This window comes from Comamonas koreensis, from assembly GCF_014076495.1.
In the GTDB taxonomy this organism is placed as follows: Bacteria; Pseudomonadota; Gammaproteobacteria; order Burkholderiales; family Burkholderiaceae_C; genus Comamonas; species Comamonas squillarum.
Window position 1 is genome coordinate 4318329 of record NZ_CP043575.1, and the last position, 14047, is coordinate 4332375.

The window sequence follows — 14047 nt, forward strand, 5'->3', positions numbered from 1 at the left end:
CCGCATGGCCGGGCGCTTCAGGCCTGGCCAGAATCAGGCGGGCAGCGCCGCCCAGCGCTGCGCCAGCAGGCTCACCACATCATGCACTGGCAGCCCGGTGGCGCGCGCCACGGCATCGCGGTAGACGGGCATATTCGTGCACTCCAGCACGATCGATCCCAGCTGCGGATGGGCCTGGCACAGTGCAACGGCAGCGGCCACCACATCGCGCTCGGCCTGGGCGATGTCCATCTCCAATTCATTGCCGAGAATGCGCCTGGCAAATTCCCCCTCCGGCGCCACGCCTTGCACGGGGGTGCCTTCGGGCACGCCTGCGGCAGCCAGAATGCGCGGCGTGAGGCTGGCAGCGGCAATCGTGACCACACCGGGCCGGGGCAGCTGCGCGCACTGCAGCAGGCTGGAGCTGACCACGGGCACATCGACGCTGCTGGCCAGCAGCTCCTGGTAGGCGGCCAGAAAGCCGCAGCTGGTGGTGATCAGCGCCGCGCCTTGCGCCTGCATTGCGCGGGCCGCATCGACAAAGGGCTGCACAAAGCGGGGATCGGCCTCGCGCACGATCTTGGCGGGCGAGGCGCCTTGCACCTTGTGCATCTGCACGGGGATGCCCAGCGCTGCCCAGGTCTGCAGGTTGCCGATGTCCCCGGGCGGGCGCGGGAACTGGGTGTCGAGCATCAGGATGCCGAGGAAAGGCACAGAGGCAGTGGCGGGCAACATGGGCAGGTTCAGTCAAGCAGGGGCAGCGCCGGCAGTGCGCCACGGCGGTCGATCTTGCGGCTCAGCACCACCGAGGTGTAGGTCTGGCGAATGCCTTCGATCAGGCCGATGCGGTCGAGCAAGGCATCGAGCTTTTCGTTGGAGTCGCAGCGCAAAAAGATCATGTAGTCATGCTGGCCGGAGACGGCCGAGACCTCTTCGACCTCGGGGATGCTCTCGAGCACCTGCATGACCGCCTGGGCGGTCTTGGGCATCACGCTGATGCCGCAGTAGGCGCGCACGGCCGACTGCTCGAGCTTGGAGCCCAGGCGCACGCCGTAGCCGGCAATGACGCCTTCTTTTTCGAGGCGCGCAATGCGGGCAACCACCGTCGTGCGCGCCAGGTTGAGCTTGCGCGCCAGCTTGGCCGTGGACTCGCGGGCGTCAGCCTGCAACAGTGCCAGCAGCTTGCGGTCAATATCGTCGAGTCGAAAATCCATGGTTCTCCTCCCTGCTGGTTAGGCGGTGTGGCCGATGATGCGGCCCAGAAAGCTGCGCGTGGCCTCGTGCTGCGGGTTGTCGATCACCTGCGCGGGCGGGCCCTCCTCAACCACCACACCATCGCGCATGAAGACGACCTTGTCGGCCACCTCGCGGGCAAAGGCGATCTCGTGGGTCACCAGGATCATGGTCATGCCGTCGCGCGCCAGCGACTGGATGACCTGGAGCACCTCGCCGACCAGCTCGGGGTCGAGCGCGGAGGTGGCCTCGTCAAACAGCATCACGCTGGGCTGCATGGCCAGCGCGCGGGCAATGGCCACGCGCTGCTTTTGGCCGCCCGAGAGCTGGTCGGGCATCATCTGCACGCGCTCGGCCAGACCCACCTTTTGCAGCAGGGCCGTAGCGCGGGCCTGGGCTTCGGGCTTGCTGATGCGCAGCACCGTGAGCGGGCCTTCCATGACGTTTTGCAGCACCGTCATGTGCGGGAACAGGTTGAAATGCTGGAACACCATGCCGGTGCGTGCACGAAAGCCCGCCAGCACCTTGTCCTTGGGCAGCTGGGTCTGCTTGCCGCTGAAGGCCAGCGACTGCGCATCGACGCGGATGTCGCCGCCATCGGGCACGGTCAGCAGGTTGATGCAGCGCAGCAAGGTGGACTTGCCCGAGCCCGACGGCCCGATAAGCGCCACCACCTGGCCCCGGTTCACATCCAGGCAGATGTCCTTGAGAACATCGAGCTTGCCAAAGGATTTCTTGAGGCCACGAATACAAATGAGCGGTTGGTCTTGCATCTCAGGCCTCCTTGCCGGCCGATGTGCCGTGCTCCAGGCGCTTGGCCCACAAGGTCACAGGGAAAAGAATCACGAAATAGGTGATGGCGATGAAGGTGTAGACCTCCAGCGGGCGGTAGGTGTCATGCGCGATCACCTGGCCCTGGTAGAGCAGATCGGGCACGGCCAGCACCATCAGCAGCGAGGTGTTCTTGAGCTGCAGGATCGACTGGTTGACCAGCGGCGGAATCATCTTGCGGAAAGCCTGGGGCAGGATCACGCGGCGCATCACCTGGCCGCGCGTCATGCCAATGGCCTGGCCCGCTTCGGTCTGGCCGATATCGGTGGAGATGATGCCGCCGCGGATGATTTCGGAATAGAAGGCGCCGCCGTACAGCGACAGGCACAGCGCAGCGGCCACGGGCGCGCTCATCTCGATGCCGGTGAGCACGGGCAGCGCGTAGTAGAACCACACCAGCTGCACCAGCACCGGCGTGCAGCGGAAGACCTCGACAAAGGCGCGCAGCGGCGCCGTGACGATCTTGTTGCTCGACAGGCGCCCCAGGCCAGCAACCAGCCCGACCGCAAGGCCCCCCAGGATACAGATCACCGTGAACAGCAAGGTGTAGCCCACGCCGCCGACCAGCAGCATGCGGTACTTCCACAGGAAACTAAAGTCCCACTCGTACATAAATCAATCTACCTTTAACGCATACACCCCGGAGGCAGCACGCGGCTGCAACCGGGGTGTTTCACATGGGCACCACGCCCATGTGGACCAACCATCAGAACTTGACTTCCTTGGGGAAGGAATCGGCCTTGACGCCAGCGAGCTTTTCCATGTTCTTGAGCACCACGGACTGGATCTCGCCCTTGGAGCGGGCTTCTTCCAGCCAGGCATTGACGGCGTTTTCGAAGTCCTTGTTCGGCTCCTTGCGCAGGCCCACGTTGGTGTTGGCCGTCTCGACCGGCGTTGGCACATAGACTGTGCCCACATCGGGGCGCTTGGCCACCAGTGGCTGCGACAGCAGCACCACCAGCACCTGGCAGTCGGAGCGGCCGGTTTGCACCGACATCGTCGCCGCGCCCGAGCTCTCCAGACGCGAAATATTGGCCTTGGGCAGCGCGCGGGTGGCGAACTGGTCCTGGTTGGAGCCGATATCCACCACCACCTTGGCATCGGGGTTGTTCAGCTGCTCCCAGGTCTGCACCGGGGCATGGCCCTTTTTGCAGACGGCCGTGAAGGTGTTGTTGAGCAAGGGCTTGGAGAAGTTGACCACTTCCATGCGCTGGGGGGTCGGGGCCATCGCGAACATCAGGTCGATCTTGTTGGCCTGCAGGTCCAGCACGGCATTGCCCCAGGTGGTCTCGACGAACTTGACGTTCACGCCGAGCTTCTTGGCCAGGCTCTCGCCAAAGTCAGGGCCAAAGCCTTCCCACTTCTGCGTCACCAGGTCCTTGCTGAAGTAGGGGATCGCACCCGCAACGGTGCCCACGCGCAGCTCTTTGGTGCGCTTGACGCGGTCCATCGTGGACTCACCGCTTTGCGCCAGGGCCGCGCCAGCCACCGATACACCTGCGACCACCAAGGCGGCTGCACCCATCCACTTTTTGACAGAAAACATCTACGTATCCTCTAGACGCAGCGAAAACGGGCTGCGCGACCGTGAAAAACCGACAGTGTATTCCTGTTAAAAACCCTAGTAAAAAACACAAAACGTCGAGATGCATTGTTATTTTCGTCAAATCGGCGAAACAATGACAATTTAAGGGTTAATACTGACATTTCAGAGACAGCAGACGCCGGAAAACCGCGCATTCCCCAGGATGCTGCGCCGGGTCTGACACGCTGGGCGCGGCTCGCGGCCTACAATGGTTCGCTATTACCCTAGCCAAATTCATGCCAGACATGCTGAACGCCGATCTGCACTGCCACTCCACGTTTTCCGACGGCACCCTGAGCCCGGAAGCGCTGGCGCAGCGTGCGCGCGAGCGCGGTGTGCAGCTGTGGGCGCTCACCGACCATGACGAGGTCAGCGGCCTGGACCGGGCGAGCGCCGCTGCCGCCCAGCAGCAGCTGGCGTTTTTGAGCGGCGTGGAGATCTCGGTCAGCTTTGGCGAAACCACGGTGCACATCGTGGGGCTGGGCTTTGACTGGCAGCACCCCGGCTTGCGCGCCGGGCTGGCCCGCACACGCGGTGGCCGCGAACAACGCGCCCGCGACATGGCCGCTGGCCTGGAAAAAGTGGGTATCGGTGGCGCATATGAGGGCGCGCTGCGCTATGTGGGCAACCCCGATCTGATCTCGCGCACGCACTTTGCGCGCTTTTTGGTGGATACGCGGGTCTGCCGCGATCCGGCCGAGGTGTTTCGCCACTACCTGGTCGAAGGCAAACCCGGCTTTGTGCCCCACCGCTGGGCCCGGCTGCAGGATGCGGTGCAGTGGATCGTGCAAGCGGGCGGCATGGCCGTCATTGCCCACCCGGCGCGCTACCACTTGAATGGCGGCGAAGAGCATGCGCTGTTCTCGTCCTTCAAGGACTATGGCGGCCAAGGCGTGGAAGTGGTCACCGGCAGCCACTTTCCGCATGAATACACCACCTACGCGGACATGGCCAAGAGCTTTGACTTTTATGCCTCGCGTGGCTGCGATTTTCACAGCCCGGGGGAATCGGGTACCGATTTTGGTGCCCTGCCCCCGCTGCCCAGCGGGGTGCAACCCGTCTGGCAGGCGCTGGAGGGGCGCATTGTGCACCCCCGCCCACCGCCGCAGGGCCTTGCCCATTGATCCAGGCGCCCTGCAGCCGCACGGCAGCCCCACGATAACAAAAGCAACAGCAACACCATGGCCCAATATTTCGAGGTTCACCCAGACAATCCCCAGCCGCGCCTGCTCAAGCAGGCCGCCGCCATGCTCAAGGACGGCGGCATCCTGGCCGTGCCCACCGATTCGAGCTACGCCTTTGTTTGCGCGCTGGACAACAAGCAGGTGGTCGACCGCCTGCGCCGCATTCGTCAGATCGACGACAAGCGCATGCTGACCTTGCTGTGCTGCGATCTGTCACAACTGTCGAGCTATGCGATGGTGGACAACCACCAGTTCCGCATGCTCAAGCTGGGCACGCCCGGGCCCTTCACCTTCATTCTGGACGCCACCAAGGAAGTGCCCCGCCGCATCAGCCACCCTTCGCGCAAGACCATCGGCCTGCGCGTGCCCGACAACAAGGGCCTGCTGATGCTGCTGGAGCTGCATGGCGAGCCGCTGCTGTCCACCACCCTCATCCCGCCGGGCGAGACCGAGCCGCTCAACGACCCAGAGGAGATCCGCGAGCGCTTTGAATCGCAGATCGAGCTGGTCGTCAACGCCGGCCCCTGCCCGCTCGAGCCCACGACGATTGTCGACCTGACGCCGATGGGCACCGGCGGCTCGCCCGTGGTGGTGCGCGAGGGCCGCGGCCCGCTGGCGCAGCTGGGCCTGTAGCCCCATACTGGCTGGTGGCAGCAGCGCCGCACCAGGGCTGCCTGCCCGGGCCGCGCAATCGTTTGCCACGGCCATTGCCATGGCCTGGCAGCGGCCACTGGCAAATCTGATAGGCTCGCCTCTGCCTGGTGCGCTGCGGCGCGCCCTCCTCCCCTTTGACCACTGCCCATTCCGTGAACGCTGACCTGATACAAACCGTTCTGATCTACGCCCTGCCTGTGCTGTTTTCCATCACTGTGCACGAGGCAGCGCATGGCTATGCTGCGCGCCATTTTGGTGACAACACCGCCGCCATGCTGGGCCGCCTCACGCTCAACCCGCTCAAGCACATCGACCCTATCGGCACCATCCTGATGCCGCTGATGCTGTATTTCATGACCTCGGGCGCGTTTGTGTTTGGCTATGCCAAGCCCGTGCCCGTGGCCTTCGGCAACCTGCGCAACCCCAAGCGCGACATGATCTGGGTGGCACTGGCCGGCCCGGCCACCAATTTTGTGCAGGCCCTTCTGTGGGCGCTGGTCTACGGCATCTTGGTCGCCTCCGGCGTCGATGAGCGCTTTTTCCTCAAGATGGCGCAGGCGGGGGTGCTGGTCAACCTCGTGATGTGGGCCTTCAACCTGTTTCCGCTGCCCCCGCTCGATGGCGGCCGGGTACTGGTGGGCCTGCTGCCCTACAAGCAGGCGGTGGCCGTCTCCAAGATCGAGCCCTATGGCTTTTTCATCGTCATGGGTCTGGTGATTGCCGGCGTCGTCAGCACCTTCTGGATGCGCCCCCTGATGAGCCTGGGCTACGCTGTGGTCAGCGTGGTGCTGATGCCCTTTAGCTGATCGCCCGGCCCCACTGCCGTGCAGCACCGCAAAGCATATTGATGGATAGTTATGACTAAGACACGTTATCTCACTGGTATCACCCCTTCGGGAACGCCCCACCTGGGCAACTACGCTGGCATGATGCGCCCGGCCATCGCTGCCAGCCGCGCAGGCGATGTGGAGAACTTCTACTTTCTGGCCGACTACCACGCGCTGATCAAGTGCCAGGATCCCGAGCGCGTCAACCGCTCGACGCTGGAGATTGCCGCCAGCTGGCTGGCCGCAGGCCTGAACCCCGAGCACGTCACCTTCTACCGCCAGTCGGACATCCCCGAGATTCCCGAGCTGACCTGGTTTCTGACCTGCGTTACCGGCAAGGGCGTGCTCAACCGGGCTCACGCCTACAAGGCCGCGCAGGACAAGAATGCCGAAACCGGCAAGGACGGCGATGACGGCGTGACTGCGGGCCTGTTCATGTACCCGGTGCTGATGGGCGCTGACATCCTGGCCTTCAACGCCAACAAGGTGCCGGTGGGCCGCGACCAGATCCAGCACATCGAGATGGCGCGCGACATGGCATCGAGCTTCAACCACCTGTATGGCGAGCATTTCGTGCTGCCCGAGGCGGCGGTGGACAACAACGTGGCGACCTTGGCCGGCCTTGACGGCCGCAAGATGAGCAAGAGCTACGACAACACGATCCCGCTGTTCTCCACCCAGGCCCAGCTCAAGAAGCTGATCGGCAGCATCGTCACCGACTCGCGTGCACCGGGCGAGCCCAAGGACGTGGAAGGCTCGGCGCTGTTCCAGATCTACCAGGCCTTTGCCAGCGCAGAGGAAACCGCAGCCCTGCGCCAGGCCTATGCCGATGGCATTGGCTGGGGCGAGGCCAAGACCCTGCTGTTCGAATGCATTGACCGGGAGCTCGCCCCGTTGCGTGAACGCTACAACTACCTGATGGCCCATCCCCAGGAAGTGGAAGCTATTTTGCAAAGCGGCGCACAAAAGGCGCGTGCATATTCGGGCCCTTTACTACACAAGTTACGTGCGGCTGTTGGCCTGCGGCCACTGACGCCAGCCAGCACGGCCGCTACGCCCAAGGCTGCGGCCAAGCAAGGCGGCGCTGCTTTCAAGCAGTACCGCGACAAGGACGGCAAGTTCTATTTCAAACTGGTGCGCGCCGATGGCGGGCTGCTGCTGCAAAGCCAGGGCTTTGATGCCCCCCGGGATGCGGGCGCCATGATTGCCCATTTGCAGGCTGCGCCGCAGAATCTGCAAGACGCCATGGACAACCTGCAATTGGGCGACGGCTTTTCGCTGTCGGATGTGCAGTTGGCGTTGAAAGAGATAGCCGAGAGTTAAGAGACTGCCTATACTGCATTTGCAACCAATTGTTGAAGCTGTCACCGTCGTGGCAATTTCCCCGTTTAACGCAGTGTGGAGCCGGTGATTCAATTTGCTTTTATTATTGAGCTATCAAATAAAAGCAAGCTATTGAGCTTAGTGGGAGTGAGCTGTTATGAGAATTGTGGCACTGGATGATGATCTGGTGGTGTTGGATATGCTCTCCAAAACCATGGAGGCGGAGGGCCACGCCTGTACAACCCATTCCTCTGGCGCCTCTCTGATCAAGGACATGCGCCGCGAGACCTATGACCTGCTGATCCTGGACTGGCAGCTGCCAGACACCACGGGTCCGCAGGTGGTGCGCTGGATACGAGAGAACGTCAACCAGGAGTTGCCGGTGCTCTTCATCACCAGCCGCCATGGTGAGGCCGACATTGTTGAGGGGTTGGAGTCTGGCGCGGACGATTTCATGATCAAGCCGCTGCGGGTGGCCGAGTTGGTGGCGCGCGTGCGCGCGTTGCTGCGCCGCGCCTACCCGGCTGCCACCAAGGGCGTATTGGAGTTTGGCCGCTACAAGTTCCTCTCCGATTCGCGGGCCCTGGAGGTCGATGGCAAGCTGGTCGAGCTGAAGAACCGCGAGTACGACCTTGCGCTGTTCCTGTTTCAGAACATGGGCCGCCTGCTGTCGCGCGACCATTTGCGCGAAATCATCTGGGGCCAGAACTCCGATGTCATCTCGCGCTCGCTCGATACCCATGTATCGCGGCTGCGCACGCTGCTCGATCTGCGACCGGAGAACGGTTTCATCATCACGGCAGTCTATGGCGTCGGCTACCGGTTTGAGGCCGTCAAACCGCTGTCCGAGACGCAGCCTGAATAAATTTCTGCTGTTGCATGCAGCGCGGTTTACGGCCAACACGCCACACGTGTTGGCCGTATTTACTCTGCCGCATGCAGCGGCCCTGCCAGGCACCATGGCCTGGCTGTAAGGAGAGCCATTTTGTATCTTTCTCGTCTGCCGTTTTCTGCTGCCGTTTTGCTGGCCTTTGGCGTGGCCGCCCCTGGTCTCGCGCTGGCGGCATCGGCAGACCAGTTGCCCGACATCCGCCACACGGTGATCAGCGGTGACACGCTCGAGGCCGTGGCCAAGCGCTACCTGAAGGACCCGCAGCAGTGGCGCGCCGTGGGCACGCTCAATGGCGTCAAGGACCCTTTGCGCCTGCCCATTGGCTCGGTGATCGTCATCCCCGCGCACATGGTGGGCTACCAGGAGGTGACGATCAGCCACGTCAAGGGCGTGGCGCGCGTGCGCTCGCCGCTGGCCGGTGGCGACTGGCAAAGTGCAGCTTCGGGCACCATCTTGACCGAGGGCGACGAGCTGCAGGTGCCGGCTGGCAGCTTTGTGACCTTGCGCTTTGCCGATGGCAGCTCGGTGCGCATCAACGAAAACTCCGAACTCAAACTGAGCGAATTGCGCAAGAACAGCCGCACCGAGGAGCAGCAGTCGGTGCTGGACCTGAGCCGCGGCGGGCTGGAGTCGCATGTCACGCCGGTGATGGACCAGCGCCGCAAACGCAAGTTCGAGATCAAGACCCCGATGGCCACCACCAGCGTGCGCGGCACCGTGTTCTCCGTCAGCATTTCCGACTCCGGCAAGGCCATCACCGCTGTCGACAAAGGGGTGGTCGAGGTCCAGGGCCGCCAGGCGGCGCAGCAGGCGCGCGTACAGGCTGGCCAAGGGGTGGCCGTGGCCCGCAGCGGCCAGGTCGGGCCCACGGTGGCACTGCTGCCAGCGCCCAGCCTGCAGGCCAATCCGCCAGTGTTTGAGGACGCTAATTTTCTGACTTTGCAGGTGGGCGAGGTGCCACAGGCCCAGAAATACGGTGTGATTCTGGCCCTGGATCCAGAGCTCGCGCGCGTGGTGCTTCAGCAAAGCCATTCCAGCCCCACGTTCAAGTTCGACGCCATTGCCGATGGCACCTACTACATGAGCGCCCGGGCCATCGATGGCCAGGACATCCCGGGCACACCGGCAGTCCAGACCATCAAGGTCAAGGCTACACCGGTGCCTCCGCTCTACGCCAACCCGGCCCCCGGCGGCCTCATTGGCCTGGCGGACGGCGAGCTGCTGTGCACCGAAGGCGGCCCGGGCATTGTGGGCTACCGCATCCAGGTCGCTGCCAGCCAGGACTTCAGCACCCCGCTACAAGACAGCGGCGTCGTCGATAACTGCCAGGCCAGTGCGTCCGGTTTGGGCGTGGGTTCCTATTTCTGGCGCGTGGCCAGTGTGCGCAGGCTCGCCGATGGCAGCCTGGACCAGGGCCCGTTTGCACAGCCCCAGGCTTTCAAGACCGGCAGCAACCCGCCGACCCTGGGCGCCGACGCCTTAAGCCCTGCCGAGTCCAACAACCCCAACCAGCTGCAGTTGTCCTGGCCTGCTGAAGCCGGTCAGCGCTTCAACCTGCAGCTGGCCTCTGATGACAGCTTCACCGATGCCCGCACCTTCGCGCTCGATACCCCGCAATGGGCATCGGACAGCCTGCCCCCGGGTGACTACTATGTGCGCATCCAGGTGCTGGACCCGTCCGGCCTCAAGAGCCGCTACTCGGCCCCGCGCAAGCTGCCCGTCGAGCCGGCGATTCTGACCGGTGCTGGTGGCGTGCTCAAAACCGGTGACGGCAAATCGGTGCTCAGCCCGAGGTAAGGGGCACGGCGGCCCCTGCCCATGCGCATGACCGCGTTGACCCCCCGTCCATTCCCTAGCGCATGGCTGCCCCTTCCTTTTCGCTGAGCCGAACGCAACTGCGCTGGCTGGAATGGCTGGCGCTGTCGGCCCTGCTGCTGGGCCTGGTGGCCTGGGCCAGCCTGCGCGAGCAGCCCCGCGTCATCAACACCTTTGTGCAGGACATCACCGGCTGGCTCAGCGCACCGGATCCGCGCGATGACATCGTCATCGTCGCCATTGATGATGCCAGCCTGCAAAGCGTGGGGCGCTGGCCCTGGAGCCGCGCCGTGCATGCGCAGCTGATCGCACGCATTGCCGCCCAGCACCCCAAAGCCTTGGGCGTGGACGTGCTGTTCAGCGAGCCCGACAGGCAGCACCCCGACGACGATGCCCAACTGGCCCAGGCGATTGCCCAGGCCGGCAATGTCGTGCTGCCGGTGGACTGGCGCATGGCCAATGTGGACATTGGCGCCGAGCTGCCGCTGGCCAGCCTGCGCCAAGCCGCGCGCCAGCTGGGCCATGTGAATGTGACTGTCGACGATGACGGCGTGATACGCCGCTACTTTGGTGCGCAGGGTGAGAACACCGGGCCCTGGCCCCACTTCAGCATTGCGATGCTCTGCGCCAGCGGCCAGAGCCACCCGCTGTGCCAGGGCACCCGCCCGCCCGAGCCCGGCGAGCAGTGGGAGCAGCGCTCGCCGGAGATGTTCAACTTTGCCCGCGGTGACCGGCCCTACACGCTGTATTCGGCCGAAGATGTGCTGGCCGGGCGTATCCCCGAAGACAGCTTTCGCGGCAAGTATGTGCTGCTGGGGGCTACGGCCTCGGGCCTGGGCGACTACTTTGCCAGCCCCGCCCGGCCCGCATCCCGGCATATTGCAGGGGTGGAGCTGATTGCCCATGCGCTGGACTCGCAGCTGTCGGACCAGCATGTGCATGCGCTGCCGACCGGCGCCAATCTGGCAGTCAATCTGGGAGCGATCGTGCTGGCCCTGATGGCGATTGCGCTGCTGGGCCCCATGGCAGGTTTGATCGCCCAGATTGCCGCGGCAGCGCTGCTGCTGCTGCTGTGCCTGGCGCTGCGCAGCTTTGCCGGCCTGCAACTGGCGCCCGGCGCGGCCCTGGTGGGCCTGTTGGTCATCTACCCCATCTGGAGCTGGCGGCGCCTGAGTGCAGCGGCCCGGTTTTTGCAGCAGGAGATGCACAACCTGCGCGCCGCGCTCGATACCACCAGCGCCCCGCAGCGCAGCGGCATGCTGATGGATGACTTTCTGGAGCGGCGCATCAAGGCCGTGGAGACCGCTACCGACACCTTGCGCCAGATGCATGGCTTTGTGCGCGATACGCTGCGCCAGATCCCCTCGCCCACCTTTGTGGTCGATCCGCTGGGCATGGTCAGCCTGCACAATGCTGCAGCGGTGCGCTACCTGCAAAACCTGGGCATGCCCAGCCAGGGCCTGATCGCGATCCAGTCGGCGCTGAGCGGCATGCGCATCAAGGATTCGGGCCAGGTGCTGTCCTTTGCCAATGCCGAGCAGCTGCGCGCGCTGCCGGCCGAATGCGAGGTGCTGGACCGCGAAGAACATGCCTGGCTGCTGCTGGCCGAGGCCTTCCGCGCGCCAGCGCCTGCGGGCTGGCTGCTGATGCTGGTGGACCTGACCGAGCTGCACAAGGCCCAGCAGCAGCGCGACCAGGCGCTGCGCTTTATCTCGCATGATTTCCGCTCGCCCCAGTCCTCGATCATCACCTTGCTGGAGATGTACAAGGAGTTCCCCGGCCAGATGAGCGAGGCCGAGCTGCACCAGAAGATCAACCGCCTGGCCCACCAATCGCTGGAGATGGCCGAGAGCTTTGTGCAGTTGGCCTCGGCCCAGTCGCAGGCCATGCAGCCCCAGTTGCTCAGCCTCGATGTGCTGCTGCAGGAGGCGGTGGACGACTGCTGGGCCAAGGCCTCGGAGAAAAAGATCCAGGTGCGCTACCTGCCCGGGGCCCTGGAGGCGGCCGAAACCGATATCGCCTGCTTTGGCGACCGCTCCTTGCTGCAGCGCTGCTTTGTCAACCTGCTCAGCAACGCCATCAAGTACAGTCCCAGCGGCACGGCGGTGGAGGCCAGCATTGCCGATGATGGCGCGTACTGGCGGGTGGAGGTGCGCGACCAGGGCTTTGGCATGACGCAGGAGCAGTTGAACCAGCTCTTCCAGCCCTTCCAGCGCTTTCACCACAACAGCCAGCCGCAGATCTCGGGCATTGGCCTGGGCCTGAGCTTTGTGCAAACCGTGGTGCTGCGCCACCAGGGTTTTGTCCATGTGACCAGCGGCGTCAACGAGGGCTCGTGCTTCAGCCTGCATTTGCCCAAGGCGCCGGGCACGCAGCAGGAGCCGCGCTAGCTGGCGCTGTCACAGGCTGGGCGGCAGCGCTCAGTGCAGCTCTTTGCCTTTGAGTTCGGGAATCAACCACACCGTCGCCAACGCATCGAGCACATAGATGGCGGCCAACAGCCCAATGGCCATCTGGAAAGAGTACTGCGCCGCAATCGCGCCAATCACCACGGGGCCTGCCCCGCCCACAGCGCGGCCAATGTTGAACAGCACATTCTGCGCGGTGGCGCGTGCTTCTGTCGGGTAGGCCTCGCTCATCAGCGCGCCAAAGCCGCCCATCATGCCGTTGACGAACATCCCCATCACCGCACCCGCCCAGAGCATGGTGAGCGGATCATTGAGCTGCGAGTAGAACAGCACCATCAGCGCCGCACCGGCCTGGAACAGCAAAAAGCTGGGCTTGCGGCCGATGCGGTCGGCGAGCTGGCCAAAGATCCAGATGCCAGCCATCATGCCCAGGATGGTGACCGCCGTCCACAGCGCGGACTTGGTCAGGTTGAAGCCCAGCTTGTTGGCCAGGAAAGCGGGCATCCAGATCATGATGCCGTAGTAGCCAAAGTTCTGCACCGAGGTGAGCACGGCAATGCCAACGCTGATGCGGGTGGTGGCGCGGTCCTTGACCAGCAGCTTGAAGCACTGCAGCACCGACTGCTTTTTCTCCTGGCTGCGCACAAACACCTCGGGCTCATGCAGGCGGTTGCGGATGAACCAGGCCACAAAGGCGGGGATCACCCCCACCAGGAACATGCCGCGCCAGCCGATATGGGGCAGCAGCAAGGGGGTGAGCAAGGCCGCGCCCAGCACGCCCACCTGCCAGCCCAGCGCCACATAGGACGACACCCGCGCCCGGTAGCGCGCAGGCCAGGCTTCGGCCGCCAGCGCCATGCCGATGCCGAACTCGCCGCCCAGGCCAATGCCGGCAATGGTGCGGTAGATCAGCAGGTCCCAGTAGCCCTGCGCAAACGCGCACAGCCCGGTGAACACCGCAAACAGCACGATGGTCCAGGTCAGCACGCGGATGCGGCCATAGCGGTCGCTGAGCATGCCAAACACAATGCCGCCCAGCACTGCGCCGATCAGGGTCCAGGTGACCAGGGAGCCGGCCTGGGCCGTGGTCAGTCCCAGGTCCTCGCGGATGGCGCTGAGCATGAAGCCCAGGATCAGCAGGTCAAAGCCGTCCATGGCGTAGCCCACGGCCGAGCCGGCCAGGGCCTTCCAGCCATAGCGGTTGACGGTATCGGACGAGGGAGAGGCAGTGCCTGAAGCGGCAGACCCGGCGGCGGAAGAAGACATGACAAGCGCTTTGTAGTAGGTGTTATGACAGCTGCGCGCACAAAAATGCC

Annotated in this window: 13 protein-coding genes; 7 read left to right on the forward strand and 6 right to left on the reverse strand. The window is 64.2% G+C overall.

Translation table 11 applies throughout. The features are described from left to right. Positions 1-33: 33 nt before the first annotated feature. The 5 genes from F0Q04_RS19695 to F0Q04_RS19715 all read right to left on the reverse strand — a co-directional run bounded on the left by F0Q04_RS19695 (position 34) and on the right by F0Q04_RS19715 (position 3589). A complete protein-coding gene (locus F0Q04_RS19695) occupies positions 34-714 on the reverse strand; it encodes an aspartate/glutamate racemase family protein (RefSeq protein WP_116927187.1) in 681 nt (226 codons plus the stop codon). Positions 715-722: 8 nt separating this feature from the next. Beyond that, on the reverse strand, positions 723-1193 hold the full coding sequence (locus F0Q04_RS19700; protein ID WP_021026316.1) for an Lrp/AsnC family transcriptional regulator: 471 nt from the start codon (positions 1191-1193) through the stop codon (positions 723-725). A gap of 18 nt (positions 1194-1211) precedes the next feature. After that, positions 1212-1985, reverse strand: coding sequence for an amino acid ABC transporter ATP-binding protein (locus F0Q04_RS19705; protein ID WP_182343062.1), 774 nt, complete (start codon positions 1983-1985; stop codon positions 1212-1214). A 1-nt stretch (position 1986) separates the two neighbouring features. Then, positions 1987-2655: an amino acid ABC transporter permease gene (locus F0Q04_RS19710; protein ID WP_116927185.1), complete on the reverse strand. Its 669-nt coding sequence runs from the start codon at positions 2653-2655 to the stop codon at positions 1987-1989. 94 nt (positions 2656-2749) lie between these two features. Then, positions 2750-3589: a transporter substrate-binding domain-containing protein gene (locus F0Q04_RS19715; protein WP_232539413.1), complete on the reverse strand. Its 840-nt coding sequence runs from the start codon at positions 3587-3589 to the stop codon at positions 2750-2752. A gap of 275 nt (positions 3590-3864) precedes the next feature. Between F0Q04_RS19715 and F0Q04_RS19720 the strand changes: the two genes are divergently transcribed. The 7 genes from F0Q04_RS19720 (at position 3865) to F0Q04_RS19750 (ending at position 12713) form a co-directional block, all read left to right on the forward strand. Continuing rightward, complete coding sequence (locus tag F0Q04_RS19720; protein ID WP_182343064.1) at positions 3865-4752, forward strand: 3',5'-nucleoside bisphosphate phosphatase; 888 nt, start codon at positions 3865-3867, stop codon at positions 4750-4752. A gap of 57 nt (positions 4753-4809) precedes the next feature. Continuing rightward, positions 4810-5445 (forward strand): L-threonylcarbamoyladenylate synthase, encoded by a 636-nt coding sequence (locus F0Q04_RS19725; RefSeq protein WP_182343066.1) that lies wholly within the window; start codon positions 4810-4812, stop codon positions 5443-5445. 173 nt (positions 5446-5618) lie between these two features. Beyond that, positions 5619-6272, forward strand: coding sequence for a site-2 protease family protein (locus F0Q04_RS19730; protein ID WP_043339503.1), 654 nt, complete (start codon positions 5619-5621; stop codon positions 6270-6272). Positions 6273-6323: 51 nt separating this feature from the next. Continuing rightward, positions 6324-7616 (forward strand): tryptophan--tRNA ligase, encoded by a 1293-nt coding sequence (locus F0Q04_RS19735; protein ID WP_182343068.1) that lies wholly within the window; start codon positions 6324-6326, stop codon positions 7614-7616. A gap of 157 nt (positions 7617-7773) precedes the next feature. Beyond that, positions 7774-8481, forward strand: a complete 708-nt coding sequence (locus tag F0Q04_RS19740) for a response regulator transcription factor (protein WP_116927181.1) — start codon at positions 7774-7776, stop codon at positions 8479-8481. Between the two features lie 120 nt (positions 8482-8601). After that, positions 8602-10305 (forward strand): FecR domain-containing protein, encoded by a 1704-nt coding sequence (locus F0Q04_RS19745; protein ID WP_116927180.1) that lies wholly within the window; start codon positions 8602-8604, stop codon positions 10303-10305. 62 nt (positions 10306-10367) lie between these two features. After that, complete coding sequence (locus F0Q04_RS19750; protein WP_182343070.1) at positions 10368-12713, forward strand: CHASE2 domain-containing protein; 2346 nt, start codon at positions 10368-10370, stop codon at positions 12711-12713. A gap of 30 nt (positions 12714-12743) precedes the next feature. On the opposite strand, the gene F0Q04_RS19755 is transcribed toward F0Q04_RS19750, so the two are convergent. Further along, positions 12744-13886, reverse strand: a complete 1143-nt coding sequence (locus tag F0Q04_RS19755) for an MFS transporter (RefSeq protein ID WP_409935201.1) — start codon at positions 13884-13886, stop codon at positions 12744-12746. Positions 13887-14047: the final 161 nt, after the last annotated feature.

What these genes read in the sequence shown, in the direction of transcription:
- F0Q04_RS19695 (WP_116927187.1), bottom strand. Translation starts at nt 714, where the DNA reads ATGTTGCCCGCCACTGCCTCTGTGCCTTTCCTCGGCATCCTGATGCTC.
- F0Q04_RS19700 (WP_021026316.1), bottom strand. Translation starts at nt 1,193, where the DNA reads ATGGATTTTCGACTCGACGATATTGACCGCAAGCTGCTGGCACTGTTG.
- F0Q04_RS19705 (WP_182343062.1), bottom strand. Translation starts at nt 1,985, where the DNA reads ATGCAAGACCAACCGCTCATTTGTATTCGTGGCCTCAAGAAATCCTTT.
- F0Q04_RS19710 (WP_116927185.1), bottom strand. Translation starts at nt 2,655, where the DNA reads ATGTACGAGTGGGACTTTAGTTTCCTGTGGAAGTACCGCATGCTGCTG.
- F0Q04_RS19715 (WP_232539413.1), bottom strand. Translation starts at nt 3,589, where the DNA reads ATGTTTTCTGTCAAAAAGTGGATGGGTGCAGCCGCCTTGGTGGTCGCA.
- F0Q04_RS19720 (WP_182343064.1), top strand. Translation starts at nt 3,865, where the DNA reads ATGCCAGACATGCTGAACGCCGATCTGCACTGCCACTCCACGTTTTCC.
- F0Q04_RS19725 (WP_182343066.1), top strand. Translation starts at nt 4,810, where the DNA reads ATGGCCCAATATTTCGAGGTTCACCCAGACAATCCCCAGCCGCGCCTG.
- F0Q04_RS19735 (WP_182343068.1), top strand. Translation starts at nt 6,324, where the DNA reads ATGACTAAGACACGTTATCTCACTGGTATCACCCCTTCGGGAACGCCC.
- F0Q04_RS19740 (WP_116927181.1), top strand. Translation starts at nt 7,774, where the DNA reads ATGAGAATTGTGGCACTGGATGATGATCTGGTGGTGTTGGATATGCTC.
- F0Q04_RS19750 (WP_182343070.1), top strand. Translation starts at nt 10,368, where the DNA reads ATGGCTGCCCCTTCCTTTTCGCTGAGCCGAACGCAACTGCGCTGGCTG.
- F0Q04_RS19755 (WP_409935201.1), bottom strand. Translation starts at nt 13,886, where the DNA reads ATGGACGGCTTTGACCTGCTGATCCTGGGCTTCATGCTCAGCGCCATC.